Origin of the sequence: Ralstonia sp. TCR112 (assembly GCF_007997035.1) — a bacterium.
In the GTDB taxonomy this organism is placed as follows: Bacteria; Pseudomonadota; Gammaproteobacteria; order Burkholderiales; family Burkholderiaceae; genus Ralstonia; species Ralstonia edaphi.
The window spans coordinates 1-18366 of record NZ_VOSS01000009.1; the positions used below are offsets into that span (position 1 = coordinate 1).

Annotated in this window: 14 protein-coding genes; 6 read left to right on the plus strand and 8 right to left on the minus strand. The window is 63.6% G+C overall.

Annotated elements, in window-relative coordinates:
* The 3 genes from FUT88_RS03795 to FUT88_RS03805 form a co-directional block, all read right to left on the minus strand.
* Nucleotides 1-2279, minus strand: a 2279-nt coding sequence (locus FUT88_RS03795; protein ID WP_147213882.1) for a ligase-associated DNA damage response DEXH box helicase, incomplete at its 3' end; no start/stop codon positions are given.
* Nucleotides 2276-3922 (minus strand): ATP-dependent DNA ligase, encoded by a 1647-nt coding sequence (locus FUT88_RS03800; protein ID WP_147213883.1) that lies wholly within the window; start codon nt 3920-3922, stop codon nt 2276-2278. The genes FUT88_RS03795 and FUT88_RS03800, both read right to left, overlap by 4 nt.
* Entirely contained in the window at nt 3919-4983 is a 1065-nt protein-coding gene (locus tag FUT88_RS03805; RefSeq protein WP_147213884.1) for a ligase-associated DNA damage response exonuclease, read from the minus strand. Before FUT88_RS03805 ends, FUT88_RS03800 begins: the two co-directional genes overlap by 4 nt.
* Before the next feature lie 742 nt (nt 4984-5725).
* Between FUT88_RS03805 and FUT88_RS03810 the strand changes: the two genes are divergently transcribed.
* Together FUT88_RS03810 and FUT88_RS03815 are read left to right on the plus strand one after the other, a co-directional pair.
* Nucleotides 5726-6175, plus strand: coding sequence for a hypothetical protein (locus FUT88_RS03810; protein WP_147213885.1), 450 nt, complete (start codon nt 5726-5728; stop codon nt 6173-6175).
* A gap of 136 nt (nt 6176-6311) precedes the next feature.
* Complete coding sequence (locus FUT88_RS03815) at nt 6312-6698, plus strand: hypothetical protein (protein ID WP_147213886.1); 387 nt, start codon at nt 6312-6314, stop codon at nt 6696-6698.
* 138 nt (nt 6699-6836) lie between these two features.
* Here FUT88_RS03815 and FUT88_RS03820 read toward each other — a convergent pair whose 3' ends face one another.
* Together FUT88_RS03820 and FUT88_RS03825 are read right to left on the minus strand one after the other, a co-directional pair.
* Nucleotides 6837-8948 carry a hypothetical protein gene (locus FUT88_RS03820; protein ID WP_410003865.1) on the minus strand — a complete coding sequence of 704 codons (2112 nt, stop codon included), beginning with the start codon at nt 8946-8948 and terminating at the stop codon, nt 6837-6839.
* A 157-nt stretch (nt 8949-9105) separates the two neighbouring features.
* Nucleotides 9106-11802 carry a diguanylate cyclase domain-containing protein gene (locus FUT88_RS03825; protein ID WP_147213887.1) on the minus strand — a complete coding sequence of 899 codons (2697 nt, stop codon included), beginning with the start codon at nt 11800-11802 and terminating at the stop codon, nt 9106-9108.
* Between the two features lie 521 nt (nt 11803-12323).
* On the opposite strand from FUT88_RS03825, the gene FUT88_RS27070 reads away from it, so the two are divergent.
* From FUT88_RS27070 to FUT88_RS03840, 3 genes are all read left to right on the plus strand, one after another.
* Nucleotides 12324-14042, plus strand: a complete 1719-nt coding sequence (locus tag FUT88_RS27070; protein WP_147213888.1) for a methyl-accepting chemotaxis protein — start codon at nt 12324-12326, stop codon at nt 14040-14042.
* A complete protein-coding gene (locus tag FUT88_RS03835; RefSeq protein ID WP_147213889.1) occupies nt 14042-14356 on the plus strand; it encodes a hypothetical protein in 315 nt (104 codons plus the stop codon). The genes FUT88_RS27070 and FUT88_RS03835 overlap by 1 nt, the downstream gene beginning before the upstream one ends.
* A 321-nt stretch (nt 14357-14677) precedes the next feature.
* On the plus strand, nt 14678-14995 hold the full coding sequence (locus tag FUT88_RS03840) for a hypothetical protein (RefSeq protein ID WP_147213890.1): 318 nt from the start codon (nt 14678-14680) through the stop codon (nt 14993-14995).
* A gap of 399 nt (nt 14996-15394) precedes the next feature.
* Here the strand turns inward: FUT88_RS03840 and FUT88_RS03845 are convergent, their stop codons facing one another.
* On the minus strand, nt 15395-15631 hold the full coding sequence (locus FUT88_RS03845; protein ID WP_147213891.1) for a hypothetical protein: 237 nt from the start codon (nt 15629-15631) through the stop codon (nt 15395-15397).
* A 289-nt stretch (nt 15632-15920) separates the two neighbouring features.
* Nucleotides 15921-16652, minus strand: a complete 732-nt coding sequence (locus tag FUT88_RS03850) for a cyclic nucleotide-binding domain-containing protein (protein WP_147213892.1) — start codon at nt 16650-16652, stop codon at nt 15921-15923.
* Nucleotides 16653-16921: 269 nt separating this feature from the next.
* Here FUT88_RS03850 and FUT88_RS03855 point away from each other — a divergent pair, with 269 nt between their 5' ends.
* Nucleotides 16922-17317, plus strand: coding sequence for a hypothetical protein (locus FUT88_RS03855; protein WP_147213893.1), 396 nt, complete (start codon nt 16922-16924; stop codon nt 17315-17317).
* 179 nt (nt 17318-17496) lie between these two features.
* Here the strand turns inward: FUT88_RS03855 and FUT88_RS03860 are convergent, their stop codons facing one another.
* A complete protein-coding gene (locus tag FUT88_RS03860; protein ID WP_147213894.1) occupies nt 17497-18243 on the minus strand; it encodes a hypothetical protein in 747 nt (248 codons plus the stop codon).
* Between the last annotated feature and the right edge of the window lie 123 nt (nt 18244-18366).

Consider the following 18366-nt stretch of genomic DNA (forward strand, 5'->3'; position numbering starts at 1 on the left):
AGGTCCAGCTCCTGGCGCAGCACTTCGGTTTCTGCCTGCGACAGCAGCAGGTTGCCCGGGTCGTGGCGCCGGAAGACTTCATAGAACAGGCCGGAAGATGCCTGCAACTGGCGCGCGCTCTTGTGCGCGCCGGGGTAGCCCTGAAACACCAGGCCCGATACACGTGCGATCTCGCGAAAGCGGCGTTGCGCCAGTTCTCCGGCGTTGAGGCTGGCCAGCACATCGTGCATGAGCGTGTGCGTGGCAAAGAGTTCGCCGCTGGCCAGCAGCGCCGGCCAGTCGATGGGCGTGGCCGACAGCAGTTCGAGGCCGTAGTCGTTGAATGCCAGTGAGAAGGTCGCCGGCGTGCGATTGGCCGCGCGCCAGCCGAGGAGGCTCGCGAGGCCCAGGTGCGCATGCCGCCCGGCAAACGGGTAGAGAAACAGATGCCAGCCTTCGCGTGAGTGCAGCGTCTCGGCCACCAGCGTTGCCGTGGTGGGCAGCGCAGACCAGCGCGCCTGCAACTCCAGCAGCGGGCGCGCGGCCTGCATTTCGGGGCTGTCGAAGCGGGCATGTGCTGCCGCATCAAGCTGCGCCACCACCGCGTGCGCCAGCTCGGTGGAAAGCGGCATGCGACCGCCGTTCCAGCGCGGCACGGCAGCGCGTTTGCCGGTGGCGCGCCGCACATAGGCCGTCATGTCCTGCACGCGCACCAGCTCCAGCAGGCGGCCTGCAAACAGGAAGTTGTCCCCGGGGCGCAGCCGCGCAATGAAACCTTCTTCAATCGACCCCAGCGCGCCGCCGCCGGAGGCGTGCCACCAGCGCACGGTCATCGTTGCATCGCTGACGATGGTTCCGATGCTCATGCGGTGTCGCCGCGCAAGGCGTGCGTCGGGCACGCGCCAGACGCCGTGTTCATCGGGCACGACGCGGTGGTAGTCGGGATACGCCGTGAGCGAGTGGCCGCCCTGTCGTACGAAGTCGAGCGCCCATTGCCATTCGTCGTCGCGCAAGTCGCGGTAGGCCCAGGCGCGGCGCACTTCCTCCAACAGCGCGTTGGGCACGAAGCCACCGCCCAGCGCCACCGTCACCAGATGCTGCACTAACACGTCCAGCGGCTTATGCGGCGAGGTGCGGGCTTCCACCTGGCCCGACATGGCTGCTGTGCGCGCGGCCGCGCCTTCCACGAGTTCAAGGCTGTGCGTCGGCACCACCGTCACGCGAGAAGGGCGGCCGGGCGCGTGGCCAGATCGCCCCGCGCGCTGCAACAGCCTCGCCACGCCCTTGGGCGAACCGATCTGCAGTACGCGTTCCACGGGCAGAAAGTCGACTCCGAGATCGAGGCTGGACGTGCAGAACACGGCCTTCAGCAGGCCCTGCTTGAGGCCGGTCTCGACCCAGTCGCGCGTTGCGCGGTCCAGCGAGCCGTGATGCAACGCAATCAGCCCCGCCCATTCCGGCCGCGCGTTGATGACGGCCTGATACCACAGCTCCGCTTGCGACCGCGTGTTGAGAAACACCAGCGCGGTGCGGGCGCTTTCCAGCTCTTCCAGCACATGCGGCAGCATCGCCATGCCCAGATGACCGGCCCAGGGAAACCGCCCCACGCCGTCGGGGAGCAGCGTATCGATCTCCATGCGCTTGGGCAGGTGGCCCTGCACCAGCGTGCAGGGGGAGGGCGTTCCTGCATCGCCCAGCGCGTCCATGGCTTCCGTCAGGTTGCCCAGCGTGGCAGAAAGCCCCCACACGATCAGATCCGGCGACCACGCGCGCAGCCGGGCCAGCGCCAATTGGACCTGCACGCCGCGCTTGTTGCCAACGAGTTCGTGCCATTCATCCACGACGACCACGCGCACCGAGCCCAAGGCCTCGCGTGCATCGGCGCGTGCAAGCAGCAACGACAGGCTTTCGGGTGTGGTCACCAGAGCGGTGGGCAAGCGGCGTGATTGCGCGGCACGTTCGGCGCTGCCGGTGTCGCCGGTGCGCAAGCCGAGCGTCCAGTGCGGCGCCAGTGCCTGTGCCGCTTCGGTCAATGCGCGGGTGGTGTCGGCCGCCAGCGCGCGCATGGGCGTGAGCCACAGCACCGACAACGGCGGTGCGCCGCCACGTCCGCGCACCTGCGCCAGCCGCTGCAACGCCCCGAGCCACACCGCATAGGTTTTCCCCGCGCCGGTGGTGGCATGCAGCAGGCCCGATTCGCCGCGCGCCATGGCCGACCACACGGTGCGCTGGAACGGCATGGGCGTCCAGCCACGCGCAGCAAACCACGTATCAAGATCGGGCGGTGCAGGTGCGTTCATGACGGCGGTAGCAGGCTTTCCAGCGTCTGCAGCGTATCGGCTTCTGCGACGGGCTTGTCGTGCCGCCAGCGCAGCATGCGCGGAAACCGCACCGCGATGCCGCTCTTATGCCGGGGGCTGCGCGCAATGCCTTCAAAGCCCAGTTCGAACACCAGCGTCGGCGCCACGCTGCGCACGGGGCCAAAGCTCTCCACGGTGGTCTTGCGGATGAGCGCGTCGACCTGACGGATTTCTGCGTCGCTCAGGCCGGAGTACGCCTTGGCAAACGGCACCAGCTTGCGCTCGGGGACATCGGGCGGCGCATCCCACACGGCGAAGGTGTAGTCGGTATACAGGCTCGCGCGCCGGCCGTGGCCACGCTGCGCATAGATCAGGACGGCGTCTACCGAGAACGGATCGATCTTCCACTTCCACCACACGCCCACGTCCTTGGTGCGGCCGACGCCGTAGCGCGCGTCGCGCCGCTTCAGCATGAGCCCCTCCACGCCAAGCTCGCGGGACGCCTCGCGCTGCTGCGCAAGATGCTGCCAGTCGTCGCCTTGCAGCAAAGGTGACAGCTCCAGCGCCGGATGGATGCATTCGGCAATCACGCGTTCGAGTTGCGCGCGCCGTTCGCTCTGCGGGCGTTCACGCAAGTCTTGCCCCTGCCATTCCAGCAGGTCATACGCCAGCAGCACGGCCGGCGCATCGCGCAGCACGCGCGCATTCAGCGTCTTGCGGCCGATGCGTTGCTGAAGCAGGGCAAACGGCTGCACGCGGCCCGCCTGCCAGACCACGATCTCGCCGTCGAGCACGGTGCCTGGCGGCAGCACCTCGGCCATCGCAGACAGTTCGGGAAAGCGTTCGGTGATGAGTTCCTCGCCGCGCGACCACAGCCATGCGCTGTCGGCGCGACGCACGAGTTGCGCGCGGATGCCGTCCCACTTCCATTCGATTTGCCATTCAGCGGGCGCGCCGAGCAGGGTGTCGAAGGCTTCCACGTCAGCCTGCAGCGGGTGCGCGAGAAAGAACGGATACGGGTGCCCGGTATCGAGCGCGTGGCCATCGACGCTGGCATCGGCCAGCAACGCGCGATAGCGCTCGGCGGTGGGCGCCTGGCCGATGTCGGTATAGCCCATCAGCCGTTGCGCCACATGCTTGGGGTCGGTGCCGCCCACCTCCGCCAGCGCGCGCGTGACCAGCAGTTTGGACACCCCCACGCGAAACGCCCCCGTGATCAGCTTCATCAACACCAGCCGCGCATGCAACGGGAGCCCACGGCACAGTTCAGCCAGGCGCGGCAGCACGACTTCGGGCGGCTGCCCGCGCAACGGCAGCAGGCGGGCTTCCATCCACTCGGCCAGGCTGGCGTCGTCGGCGTGATCTGCATCGGGCAGTACGAGCGCGATGGTCTCGGCCAGATCGCCCACGGCCTGGTAGCACTCGTCAAACAGCCATTCGGGCAGGCCGGAGGTGGTCTGCGCAAAGCTGGCGAGCACGCGCACCGGCACCAGCTGGCGCGGCTTGCCACCGGCCAGGAAGTAGACCGCCCACGCGGCGTCGGCATCGGGCGCCGTGCGCAGGTAGGCCACCAGTGCGGCCAGCTTGCCGTTGCTCGATGTGGTGGCGTCGAGCTGCGCGTACAGGTCGGCGAAGGCTTTCATGACGCGGGCGTGTCCTCTGGGGCGCTTGCCGTGGGCGTATCAGCTGTTTCAGCGGCATTGCCTTCTTCGCCCTCGTCGCCATACTCGGTGGCGAAGGCGCGCGCATCCAGGCCCCGTTCGCACAGCCAACGCACCATTGGCGCCACCTGGCCGTGCGTGACATAGACACGCGTGGCCCCCGTGGCGTCGATGGCCTGCAGCAGGCCGGGCCAGTCGGCATGATCGGACAGCACGATGCCGCGATCGACGCCGCGCCGCCGACGTGCGCCGCGCAGCTGCATCCAGCCGCTGGCAAACGCATCTGCGTAGTCGCCAAAACGCCGCATCCACGCCGTGCGTTGTGCGGAGGGCGGTGCCAGCACGAGCGCGCGTCGCAAGTCCGCGCGCGGCACGTCGGTCGCGAGTTGCGTGGGCGGCAACGCCACGCCCGCGTGCCGATACGCGGCATCCAATTGCAGCATGGCGCCGTGCGAAACGATGGGCCCAATGTCGGTATCGAGCCCGGAGAGAATGCGCTGCGCCTTGCCGAAGGCGTAGCAGAACACCACGCTTGCGCGGCCCGCGTCGGCGTTGTCCCGCCACCATGCGTTGAGCTGCGCAAAGATCTCGGTCTGCGGGCGCCAGTGGTAGATCGGCAGGCCGAAAGTAGATTCGGTGATGAAGGTATTGCATCGCACCGGCTCGAACGGCGTGCAGGTGCTGTCAGCCTCCACCTTGTAGTCGCCGGACACGACCCACACCTCGCCGCCATATTCCAGTCGTACCTGCGCAGAGCCCAGCACGTGCCCCGCCGGGTGGAAGCTCAGCCGCACGCCGTGGTGGACGATGGATTCCCCGTACGGCAGCGTCTGCAGGGGGATGTCGTCACCCAGCCGCGCGCGCAGCACGCCCGCCCCCGGAGCGGCAGCCAGGTAATGCCGGTGCCCGACGCGAGCGTGGTCACTGTGGGCGTGCGTGATGACGGCGCGATCGACCGGCCGCCATGGGTCAACGTAGAAGTCGCCTGCAGGACAGTACAGGCCGCTGGGCGTTGTCACGATCAAGTCCGCTGCACTGGTCATCGCTCGCTCTCATTGGATGCCCCGATCTGGCTCCCGCGACAACATTAACGCAATGGCTGCTTGCGCACAGGCTCGCCGCGCATGTCCGCAGGCCCTCCCGGGCCCGCTGCGGCACTGGTGCCCGACGAATCAATGCTGCCACCGGGCTCGCGTGGTCCTGCGGGCGGGTTCGTGGTCTGCGGGGAGGGCGATTGTGGTGCGGAGGCCGGCATGGTGTCCGGATATCGCGACAAGGAGTGCTTTGCCGTCTTCGCTTCGCCGGGTTGAGGGGCTTGAGCGGCTTGAGCGGCGTCGGGCGATGCCGACCGGGGCTCCGTGGGCTGCGCGAGCGAAAGCCCGCTGCCCGTCGTCGATATCAGGAAGAGCAGCCAACCCGCGGCTGCTTGTCTTGTTACTCGTAATGCGTGATGCATGCGTGGCCTCCGGTTGCGCTCCCGTGCCGTAAGCAGCCGGCATGCCAGGCCGGCTGGCCGACTGGTTGCGGCGCCGAGGGGCCCGTGGCAGCGGCGCACCTGGCCGTTTCTTCAATGGTGAGAAAAAACGACGTTCGGCGCACGATCGGTTCGCGGGGCATAAGCGTCGATTGCAAAGGTCCTGGACGGCTGAACGCAGTTGAACGCCGCATCCGCGGTGCCTGCCGATCCAGTCGGAAGTTGATCTGTGTCAGCCAGCGAGGGGCAGCATCGACGTACCGTGGGTCCTATCAGAGAAGCCATCCAATAGGCTAAGAACGGGGAACGTCATGCTTGAGCAACAACCAGATGAGGTGGTCGCCGCCACGCTTTGGGAACTGGAATCCTCGGTGTCCCGTGCGCTGCCCGGAGGCGCGCTTGTCAGTTCCGCAAGGGCCGCCTGCGGCGGCTACGACGTGGCAGCGAAGTGGACGATGCCGACAGCCCTCGGCAATCGGCAGGAATGCACCTTGAAACTGCATTTCAGCTTGGTGGAGGCCAGGGCGTACTGCCGGTTGAACCATCCAAGACGGGAGGAAATCTGCCGGCGCATGAGCGAATGGCTGGTGGGGCAGTTGGAAATCCAGGGCCGAGAGCGCGCAGACACCGGGTACGACCTGGTGCTGGCCGTGCCAAACGACTTCTTTGTGGATGAGCAAGACACCATTCAGGTGGGCCGCCAGGACAGGGAGCACGATTTTTCGCTCTATCGAGGGGCATCACTGCCGCCGCTGACGTGAGCGGAAGTTCGGTCCGCCATTTGACGCTCCTCCGCTAAACATCGGTTCGTTGTGCGCCGTCAACGCACGCGGCTACGCAGGAGCTACCTTCGAATGGCGGCCCGTCAATGTGGGTGCGCGGAAATGCGGAGGCCTTATGCGCGAGACGATCAGCGAAGCCGAGAAGACCTGTCTACGTGAACTCCAAGATGCGCTAACCGAGACGCTGCCCCGCCGGGCCGTCTTGCGACTGGAAGGCGACGAGCTAGACGGAATAGATGTTCATGCGTGGTGGATAGTGGAAGGCCCGCAAGGCGCCAAGCAGGTGAATTCGTTTTCGTTCCACCTGACGGAGTCGATGTTGCAGGCTTACTTCCACCAGCCCATGGAGGCGCGTGCAAGTACGTGCAGACGATTGAAGGATTGGGCGAACTGGGCGCTCGAAGGTGCAGAGGAGACTGGCGACAGCGAGATGGGCTTCGATATCTGCGTTGCCGTACCTGGGGGCATCTTCCATCCAGGCGCTGATTTGCAACGGGCCTGACGGTCCATCGCAGGCGACGGCGGGAAGGGCTCGGTGCCATCGCGTGCGGGCCGGTAATGGACGTTGTGGGCGTCCATCCCGGAGCCCGCGTCAGGGCCGCTGCAGCCGGTAGCGAACCGGCAACCCCATCGCACCTGCTTACTGCGTAATCGCAGCGGTGCCCACTCGATAGCAGGTCGGAATCGCGTTCTTCTTGGGGCGTTGATAGATCAGTTTGTAGGCGCCGGTCGAGGCACGCGACTGCGGTGAACTGAATGTCACGACCTTCCCGTAATCGCCGTTCGCAGTGGCTTCTTTACCGATGATCAGCGGCGAGAGGATCGGGTCTGTACGCGCGGAGTCCGCGTCGATGATGCGGCGCACGTGCGAGAGATTCTCGACGTACCAGTCCGCCTTCATCGCTGCGGTGGGGATCACGAACGGACGATATGCCGGGCCCGCAAAATGGCTGTCGATGATCATCCATGGGTCCTTGTCGGCACTTCCCAGTTCAGACGGAAGCACCTTCTGACCGGCCGTTGCGCTCTTCAAGTAAGAACCAATGTCGGCACCCAGGCGCGAGCCGCGTTCTCCAGCGGTGGCCGGGTCGAACAGGTTGCCGTCCGGGCCATTTCTGAGTTCGCTGAATCGTTTGCCCGTCCAGGTGATGACGTGGGAGACGATGTAGCCGTTCGCGATGTTCGAAGGCGTGGCGTTCCTGGGCTGGGGCGCGGTCTGCGTGATGTACAGAAGGTCGCCCGGCCGCAGGTGGCCAACGAGGCTCGCGATGTTGCCTTGGTTGATGTCGAGCAGGACGCCCGCCTGCTCCTTGCCCACCAGCGGATCATCGCCGGTCGAACATGCCTGCGTGCCGATACCGGTTTCGAGATTGCCGTCCTTTTGCGTGACGCCCGCAAAGTTGTATGCCCATGATGTGAAGTCCGAGCAATCGACCCCTAGCCACTTGACCTCGGCATGTGTCAGGGCAGCGAGACTCTGCGCGCCGTCGCTCCTGCGATTTGCCGTACACGTCATGCCGGAGCTATCACCACCAGATGTACTTCCGGATGACGAATTGCGGAACTTCGCCGGGCTTGCGGGCGGGAGCCAGCCGGGGATGTGGTGGTGGCAATAGTTCAGGCCCTGGTCCACCCAGTAGTTTTCCACGGCCATCACGAGTTCACGCTGGAACGTCGCAACGTCGGCATTGCACGACGCCGCGGAAATCGCGCCGTATACGGCGGCATGCGGTCCCCACGTCCCCCCATTTGCGTAGTTCGCCCAATTGGCGACGGTCACGCCGTTGCCAAGCTGCGCCTGCACGTCGTTCTTTCGACTTTCGAACAGGGGGGACGCTTCGCCCAGGAGCGCGTTGCGGTCGTGGCAGGCCGCGTTGCTCACGGTGATGGACGAGGGTTGGCCCGGGATGATGGCGCGCAGCTTCGAAACAGACGTGATGCCAGAGCGGTTACGCGTCCCGCCGATATAGTCGGCAGCCCCTACCGTGATGGCGCAGTTCGCAGCGGCTGGCGCACTCACCGTGCCGTCAGCGGCTACGTCGCCCGCGCCGGCGTGGCAGTCGCTTAGTGTGTCGCCGTTGGCCGCCTGCGCGACGATGTTTGCAGTGCTCTCGGCAACTGATATCCCGGCAGACGTGCGGCTTTGTGATTCGGCACCCAAGGCCAGCGCCATGAGCGCGCCCGGCGTCACGTCCGACGTGCCGCCCGTTTCCACGAACGTGGGCAGCGTCTGCTGCACGTCGATGTTGCCTGCCAGGGCGTTCACGCGCGACAAAGCGGCGGCGACGTTGTCGGGAGTCAGGCCACCCGCGCTGCGGGCGTCTTCGACCACGGCATTCGACCACGGAGAGACAACCATCCGCGTCGGCTCAGACAAGTAGACCGCATCGACTTCACCCGAGAGGTTGCCGCTTGCGCCGCTCGCCTCTTCTTCGTATGTGCCTCCCGTTACCCGGACGAGCACGGGATAGCGCAGCGCCTGCCACAGCGAAAACGTGCCGTCGCTCGCGGTCATGGTGGTGGCAAGCGGCTCTGGCGCCGCACTGCCGTCGGGGTTCAGTGCGTAGATTGCGACTTTCGCGTTCGCCACGGCGCCCATTAAGACGCTGCCGGAAACGACGGGGGCGGACGAGCCGCAGCCCGCGAGGGTAAGCGCGAGTACAGCGCTCGCCATGTAGGAGAGTTGTAAAGCTTTCACGGATGGACGTGTCCGAATTCTGAGGCGGTTGATATTGCCGAGCTGCTCGAGCATCGACGTTGAGTATCTTCAGCGTATAAGGCGCACTGCCCGCCTGATCAACTAAATAGCGAAGCGGACACCAGCCTTATCTTCCAATTGCGCAGATGCCGCGCCGGCATGTGCGCGCGACGCCGGTTGCCACCGCGGCCGATTCAGTTTTTGTCGGTGCTCAAGGAGGGCCGCCGCACTGCGGTACGGCTTCTGTGATCGGAACGTCGTCGGAGAATTCGTAGCGCGCTTTGCCGTGGCCCTTGGCGCGATAGAGCGCCTCGTCTGCGGCGGCAAACACGACGGCCCGCTCCACGTTGTGGCTCAGTCGTGCCACGCCAACGCTACACCCCAGTTCAATGACGACTTCACCAAACTTGTAGGGCCGCGCGCCGATCGAAACGATTCGGCCAGCCAGCCTGTGCAACGCTTCGTCGTTCACCGGCCCGACGATGACGGCAAATTCGTCGCCACCGAAGCGGGCGACAAAATCGGACGGACGTGTGACTGTGCGCAGCCGGTCGGCAAATGCGCGCAGCACCTCGTCGCCGGTTGAGTGGCCGTAAGTGTCGTTGACGCGTTTGAACCCGTCGAGGTCGATGAGCAGCAGGGCGCCCAGCTCGCGGCGGTTGCCGGAAGAAAGCGCTTTCTCCATCTGGTTGTCAAAGCCAGCGCGGTTCATCAGACCCGTGAGATGGTCTGTCATCGACAGGGTTTTCAGACGGATCTCCTTCTCCCTGCGGGCGGTGATGTCCGTGACAAGGATGTGCACACCGATGACGGTGCCGTCGGCCCGGAACTGCGGAACATACTGAACTTCCCGGTATGTGAGCGAGGACCCGATGCGCTCCTCGCGCTCGAACTTCTGCGGGCTTCCCGCCAGCGCCTTCTCCAATGGCTCGCGCAGGCGCTCATACGCGGCCAGGCCCACGACTTCGGCAACGGTCTTGCCGACAAGACTCGAACGTGGCATGCCCATCTCGCTTGCATAGGCGGCGTTTACAAATTCGTATCGGCCGTCTGCGCCCACGAACAGCACGTGCCCCGGCATTGCGTCCGTGATGGTCTGCAAGGTCTCTGCGTTGCGCTGGATGGCTTCTTTCGCTGCCTTTTCGGCACGGATGTCCCGCATGAGCGCGGAGTAATGGTCAAGCTTGCCGGTGGCATCGCGGTGAACGATGACGGTGTGGGCCACAGGAACGACTTCTCGCTCGGCGTTGTATGCGAGCGTTTCGCCCATCCACATGCCCGATCTCAGCGCGGTGGGCACGGCGACCTCTTTCAGCAGCTGTAACGTCTGGGGCGGGTGGTAGTCGGCAATGGTCGTTTCGCTGACGGCTTTGTCGGGCGGAATGCCCGCGAAGACTCGACCCGCCGGGTTGATGTAGGTCAGTTGCCCGTACCGGTCTGTTTGGGCAATGAAGTCCGGCGTGGCTTCCAGAATGGACATCAGCGCGCCAATCGCCTCTTCGGCGCGAACGCGTTGTGTGATGTCTTCAATGACGCCGACATATCCTTCGGCTTTCCCGTCCACCACAACAGGGGCAGCCGTCACGGATATCTGGCGGTCCGGTTCGCCCGGTATGGAGAAGCGCTGCATGTCGCGAAAGAGCAGGCCCGCTTCTCTCGAGGCATCCCACGCGTTCTCTGCGCGCTCCTTGTCTTCCGGTGAGAGCCTTTCACGCCAGGAATCTGCAAGCGCATCTTCCTTCGACAGGCCGAGAATGCGGCAGTACGCGTCGTTGACATAGGTCGTGCGGCCGTCATTGCGTGTCCGGAAGAATCCGAGCGGTGATGCGTCGTTGACCGCTTCGAGTTCGGCCCTCTGCTGTACGACCTGACCCATGAGGGCGCGCAGGCTCCGCACGATGGAGTCGATTTCGGGAGAAGCGCGTCCGATATCGAGCGTAGTGAGCCCATCCCATTCGCAGTGGTCGGGCCGACGCAAAGCGACGTGCAGACGGTGCAAAGGCCTGAGAAGCCACTGCATGCCGCTCCACACAGACAACGCGACCAGACCAATCAGGCAAAGGGAAACCCACCCCAGGCGGTGTCGCATGACGGCAAAGGGGGCATCAACTTCGGCCCTGGGGATGACCGACCCCAACGTCCATCCTGTGGCAATGACGTTCTCCAGCGTGATCATCGGCGCTGCCTCATCCAGAGGTTGGCCGGCAAGCGCCTTTGCGATGTCCGGCTCCGCTGTGGTGTTGGCGAGGAGCTTTTCGTCGTCTGGATGGATGACGAATACCGGGGCATTGCCCCGCTGAACAACGAATAGATAGCCGTGCTCGCCAATGCGGGTACTCCGCATGTCGCCCAGAAAGTTCGGGCGAAGCAACCCCAGCGATGCGCAGAACACGCCAACCATGTGACCCGCTTCATTCAAGACGGGTGCGGCGAAGACGATGTTTGGCGCGCCTCCGATTCGGTTGCGCAGCGGTGCCGAGATGGTGGCCTGACCGACGACAACGACTTGCTTGAAGTAGTCGCGGTCATGAACGTCCAGACCGACTACCTGCTCTACGTAAGGGGACACGGCTGTCACCTTGCCGTCCATGCCGACAAGGAACACGCCATCAAACATCCCGGCAGTGGGCGCGATGGAAGCAAAGTACTTGCGAGCGTCTTGCATAGACGCGAAGTGGACCGTGCGGGTCTGGCCTGCGGTGCGCTGGACAATGTCGAGGTACGCGTCCATGCGCTGACGGAGATCGGTCGCGGCATCCTTTACCAGCGCCTGTTGGTGCTTCTGAATCAATACCTGAATGTCTGACCGGAACTTCGTTCGTTCGGCCAGGAAAGCGATGCAGATCAGGGTGGCCACGATGAGGCTGGCCAGCAAAGCAGCTTGGAATTTCAGGGTGGGCCGGCTCATGCGGATTTTTCTGTTATGCGTTTTGTCCGACTGCGGGACCGACGGCCCGGCGGGGCGCCGTCCACAGGCGCCGGCCGTTGTGAGCGGGATTGGGATTCGACGGAGTCACGGTGGTGGATCGACGCGCATCTCAATAGGGTGGCGTGCGTCTCGTAACGCGTGATCGCGGTGTACCGCTGCTCCAATCGACGCCTGCCGCGGAAACCTTAGAACCGCGTGCGAACGTTTCTTGATCTACGTCAAGGGTTTGGCGCTTGATTGCCGGCGACAGGACCGATGTTCAATGTTGCGTTTTTCCACAACTGTTCCAGAGTGGAACGTTGCTCAAGCAGAGGGCTGCCGTGTTGGCCGCTGTGTTCGCCTCACGGCGGCGGGCCACTACGTGGACGTCCTTTGTCAGCTTGCGCTTGGCTGCTTCTGGCCTGGGTCTTGCAGAGATGGCATCGCAGGCCAACGGACCTGCGGGCCAACCGTCATGCGTTGCGCCCTTACACAAAAACGCTGTTTTGCTGGGGAGCGCTATGCAACTTCTGTCGAGATTCAGTCTCACCAAGAGACTCTATTTTTTCTCCTTCATCTTGATTGGCGCATTGGCCGCACTGGCCATGGCGTCTTGGGTTCAGCTGTCCAACGTGGCGGCGCTTGCCGACACCGCTGGACGTGTCCGCGTGCTCCAATTGCAGCGCATCGCCAGTACCGAGCAGTGCGTGACGCGGGTGTTGCTGCAGATCCGCCATGCCATGTTGGTGAAGACGCCCGAAGACGTGGGCCAATCGGTTGAGCAAATCAACGCGCGACGCAAGCAGATTTCCGAGAACGATGCCGCGTTCCTGAAGGAACTGACCAAGGCCGCAGACCGTGACGCTTTTGAAGCGAACTGGTTGAACCTTCAGAAGGTCACGTGGCCCTTTGTTGAGCGCAACCTGAAGCTCATCCAAGCGGGGCAACGAGACGACGCGTTCCACATGCTCATGACTGAAACCATTCCTGCGCTGGATCGCATGCAGGCATGGCTCGACGCCGAGAAGAAGCGGCAAGAGGGCATCCTCACCGATGAAGTGGCGGGCATTACCGCCGCAGCATCGCAGACGCGGGGTCAGCTCAATGGCCTGGTGCTGGCGATTGCGGTGGGGCTTGTCGCTTTCTCGTGGTTCACGGGACGTTCCTTGCGTCAGCGTGTCGAAGTCTCGCAGCGTGTTGCAGAACGGGTGCGCGACGGCGACCTGATCGCAACACATGCCGACATGGCACGCGACGAATTCAGTCCGCTGCTGTCGGCCCTGAAGGCCATGCAGGATTCGCTGGCCAGCGTGGTCGGTACGGTCCGGCAGAACGCCGACAACGTTGCTGCTGCGTCCACCGAGATTGCGCAAGGCAATACCGACCTCTCGAAGCGCACCGAAGAGCAAGCCGCGTCCTTGGAGCAGACCGCTTCGACGATGGCTCAACTTACCGAGACGGTCCGGCAGAACGCCGATGCCGCCAAGCAGGCGAACGCTCTCGCCACGCGCGCTACCGACGTAGCCGACGCGGGCAACGATGCCATGCAAGGCATGGTCGGCACGATCGAGCAGATCAGCGGCAGCTCCACAAGAATCTCCGAGATCACCGGTGTGATCGAAGGCATCGCATTCCAGACGAACATCCTCGCGCTGAACGCGGCGGTGGAGGCCGCGCGCGCCGGCGAACAAGGCCGTGGCTTTGCGGTGGTTGCCAGTGAGGTGCGCAGCCTGGCGCAACGCTCGGCTGCAGCCGCAAAGGAGATCAAGGATCTGATCGGGTCGTCTGTGGCCATGATCCAGGATGGCGCCAGGCAAGCGACCGATGTCGGCGCCACCATCGGAGAAGTAAAACAGGCCATCAAGCAGGTCGCCGATATCGTCAGCGAGATTGCCGCAGCTTCGGAGGAGCAAAGCCAGGGCATCGAACAGGTCAATCAGGCGGTGAGCCAGATGGATGAGGCCACCCAGCAAAACGCCGCGCTCGTGGAAGAGGCGTCTGCGGCCGCGCATTCGCTAGAGGAACAGGCGATCAAGCTCAAGCAGGCCGTGTCCGTTTTCAGGCTTGCCGACGATGGCGGGCTGGCCATGAGCAGCGGGGCGCTGCATGGCATGCCGGCGCCTAAGGGCTCCGTGGCGCGCAAGCCGAGTGTCAGCCCCAGGCGAGGTTCTGAACGCCTGGCATCCGCGGTGCAACCTGCAATGGCAGCGGGCTCAGGCGACCAATGGGAGGCCTTCTGATGGACGCAGCAGCGATGATGTACGGCCCAGGAACATGCGGTGCGGCAACGGAGGACTTTACGCGGACAACCGCTGAAACCGTACTGCGGTTCAGTGGACGCCTGGCGGTGCTCTACCAGTTTGTGGGCGCGGTCTTTCTGCAGTGCGACGGCAAGCAACTCAAGGCCATTACGCCTGCCTTCCGGCGTGGCATCGAAGAGTCGATGTCATTGACGGACGACATGGCCGTCCCGGCGGAGTATCACGATGCGTTGCTGGAACAGGCAAACGTCTTGTTGACAGCCCTCGAAGCCTTGGGGAACAAGCCCGTATAGGGCAGCGTTTCCCTGGACGAGCGTCGGTCGCCCAATCGCCTCCCCATCCTTTCGGTGCCGCGTTGCCGTGGCACCTGCTTGAGGCAATTCCATGGTGGTGGGGAGTCTGTTTTGGGCGCGTAGAACGTCGCCACCGCATCGGCTTTGCTCTCCACCTCCACTACGGTGTGCGCGCAGCAGCTGAGTTGAGCTTGAGCAGGATCAACTCCGCTCGCCTCCATCCCGTGTGTGAAAGCAGGAGTCGCACTTAACTTGAGGTAAGCGGTTGAGTTGGTGAGCGCCTTTAACGGCGAGCAGCCTTGCGACAGGGAGGAGACAGCCATGACGCCCGAACCGGAAGACACAGGCGAGCTTATTCAGGTCAAAGCCGTTCTGCGAAAGAACCTGGAGTCCATGGGCGCCATTGCGGCGCGCATGGTGGTGCTGATGAAGTTTCGGGAGGCGGTATTGCCGTATCTCCCGCCTGCCGCCGCGCGGGCGGCCCTCGATGCCTTCAACGCAAGCCTGGAAGAGGCGATCCCGCTGGCGGCCGAGTTCGGATCGATGCCCGCATACAGCGATGCGTTTTTCGATGAAGTTCTGACGACCCGGGCAGCGATGCAGCGGCGGCAGAACGGCGAAGCGGTTCTCGATCATTGACGCGGCCGGACAACGCTATTTCGGTCTTTGATGGCCCCAGCCTGTCGTGGCCATCGATGCGGCTCGTCGTGGCTTTTTTTCCTGTTGCGATAGCGCGAATTTGCCTTAGCTCTTCCGGCGGATTCCAGGCCGCCCGGATTGGCCGCAGGATGTCGCCCGTGCCGTCCACGCTCGTGTTGCGGCACCCAGGGCGAGAGCTGACCTTCTCGTCTGTCCGAGGCCAAGCGCGTCCCAGCTTGGCCTTTTTTTTTGAGGGGCGCTTCGATCGCCAGGGCAATGGTGCAGTCGCTTTCCCAGGCCGGGTCGACGGCGGAGCTTGCGCAGCCGATGGCGCGGCGCAGAGCGGGTAGCGGGAAGCGGCGGTGTCGTTGGGTGCCATGCCGCTTCCGTGTGGGCGGCTTATGCAGCGGCAGGCAGGGAGGCGGAGGTTTCTTCAGCGGTCTGCTTGCCGAGCAGAATCGCCGCGCTCAATGCCATGCCTTCGGTGATGAAGCCTTCAGGCGAACACGCAGACTGCCACTCCAATGGTGCTCTGCCGGTGGGCGCATAGCGAAACTCGCTCGCCCATCTGCCGTCGGTTCGTCGCTGTGTGCGTATTTCGACGTGGCCTCTCTGTGCTTTGACGATCAATTCCATGGGACCCCTCGTTATTGTGTCCCCCCTTCTCCCGTAGGCGGGGCGCCGTTCTGCGCGGCGCATCCCAATAGCATCACGGTATGAATGTTTGAGTTCAATGTCTAGCGATTCCTCCAGTACATCGCGCGAAGCGCTGAATGGCCGCGCGTTTTCAGGATGTGCTGAATTGCGATGCGGCGATTTCTGCCAAGGCAGCGTGCCTTGCCCATTTGCCTTTGGGCGCATGGAAGATGCTCGCGAATGATCGACGAGCGAAAGCGCTTTCGCCGCCTGCTTCGTTCAGCGGAGGCTAGAGAACCGGGCGCTTTTGAACGCCCGCCTGTGCAACCGTCTCCAGCCCTTGCACGTCGAGGATCTGGATCTCGCGATGGTCCACTCGCAAGATGCCTTCGCGCGCGAGCAAACTGAAGATCCGGCTCACGGTTTCGAGTGTCATGGCGAGGTGCTCGGCAATCTCTTCGCGGCTCATGCGAAGGATGATGTGTCGATTGGAAAAGCCCCGTTCCCGCAGGCGTTCAGAAAGGTCGAGCAAAAACATGGCGATACGCTCTTCCGAGCGCATCGAACCGATGCAGAGCATCAGCCGTTGTTTGCGGCCGATGCGCGCGCTGAAGATCTGCGTAACCAGTTGTTGAATCGCGCCTTCCCGTTGTGCCAATTCGGCAAGGCTGTTCCACGATATGGCGCATACCTCGGAGTCTTCCAACGCGATTGCCGTTGAGGTTCGGGTATCCGACTCGAAGCCGTCCGTGCCGAATATGTCGCCGCTCAGGTAGAACGCTGCGATCATTTCCCGGCCTTCGGCGGTGCCCAGCGTCAGCTTGAACGTCCCGTACTTGACCGCATAGATATCGTCCAGCGCATCGCCGGAACGGAAAATCGACTCGCCTCTCTTTACCCTGATCTTTCGATGTGCGATGTCCTCCACCAAGGCCGCCTCGCGGGTGTTCAAGCCACGCGAAAGGCAAAGGTGACCGTTCCGGCACGTGGTGCAGCCGAGGTTGGGGGTGTTGTTGGACATGAGGCGTGCGGGGGGGCGGGAGGGGAAACAATAGTGTTATCGGCAGCCGCTCCCGGAACTTCATGTTGCCGCGTCAGATACCCGATACGCAGGTATCTTCGCGGCACGTAGCTCTTCGCGTGTGACGGATCGTTTGCAGAAGCCACAGTAGTACACGAGCCCACCGCCGATACGCCCAATAATTGATCCACGTCAGTATTTTGGCCAACGCGGCGGGTACGCTCGGGGAATTTCGATACTGGTCCAGCTTCGAACCCGGGGGAAACGCAATGCTGAACGCACAAGTCGAAGAGACCGGCGCCGCTGCCGAACGGGAATTGGGCGCCGTGGTCGCAGCAACGCTACCGCGAAGTGCATTTGTCAGAACATTCCACACAAAAGCCGGCGGCTACGACGTCGAAGCGGAATGGACGACCCGTAGCCCTTACGGGCTGCAGGCAAATTGCACGCTTGCGCTCCATTTCACGGGCGCGGAGATATCCAGCTACGCCAGTTTCAGTGCCGCCAAGCGTGAAGAGGCATGCCGCCGAGTGGCCGACTGGTTGAGTATTCGGCTGGAAGTGCAGGCAGGGGACATTCTCTGGGACAAGGGGTTTGATATCGAGGCGGTGGCGCCTTCGGCCTTCTTCGTTGAAGAGACCGGTCGGACTAAAACCCTGCAGTAGGTCGTTGCCCGCGATACCACTGCTGAAATTGGCGGCCCTGCAGACAAAAGAGGGTTGCCTATCTTGCGGGATGGCGCGCCGATCGACCAACCTCAACCACAAAGAGCCGGCACCCTAGGCGCCGGCCTTTACCCTCGGTTCAATTCCTCGGCACTACGCTTCGGCACTACGCTCACAGCCTAGTGCCCCTGCCCATACCCCTCCAGGCTCAGCAGCAATCCCTTCAACGCATCCTTGAAGCTATGGCCGGCCTTCATTAGTTCCGCCAGGCTCTTCACACACTCGGCGCGCTTGGCACCGGGCGGGTGGTCACCAGACCAGCCGGCGTTGAAGATGCCGGTCGCAACGCCGTTGTTGGCAACGTTGCAGATATCGTCCCAGCTCACCCCGGCTTGCTTCAGCAGGTATGCGGCACCCAGGTCCGCAATGATCTCCGTGCGCGGGCCGTCCAGCGGTCGCTTGTGGTCGTAGCCCAGGTCTGCCGCCAGCTTTTCGCTGAAGGCGTGGCCCAGTTCGTGGGCAAGGGCAAATTTGATGGTGTTGTCGCCAAGCTGGAGCAAGCGGCTGTTCACGTCGATGACGACGTCGGTCACGTTGTTGTGTTCGTAGGTGCCCAGCGTGGAGTTGGGCACAGCGTTGCCGATGCCGTTGTCCAGCCTGACTGCCCCGGTGACGGGCAGCCCGCCGATGGCGGTGAATGCGCCGCCGTTGTAGAAGTCCCGCTTGATGATGGCAACCAGGTTGCCACCAATAACAGTTGCTTGTGCGATGTCCATGATCGATCTCTTCCTGACGTTGGTTTGGGAGTCGGTCGACAACGTCAATCTGAACGAAGCCATGCGCGCAAAATGCGAGATCGCGATCGCACGTGTGTCGTCATCCGTTGCCGTGAAGAGAAGGTAGGTCTGCGTGCCGCATGAAACCATGTGCCAATCGGCCCAGCCGTCGCTATATGCCGTTGACAAGGGCCGGTGCGCGGCGTGTCCCGCAACAGGTGTTTGGCAGCGTTAAAGGCGTGGCACGCGGCAATTGCCGCAACCGTTAATCGC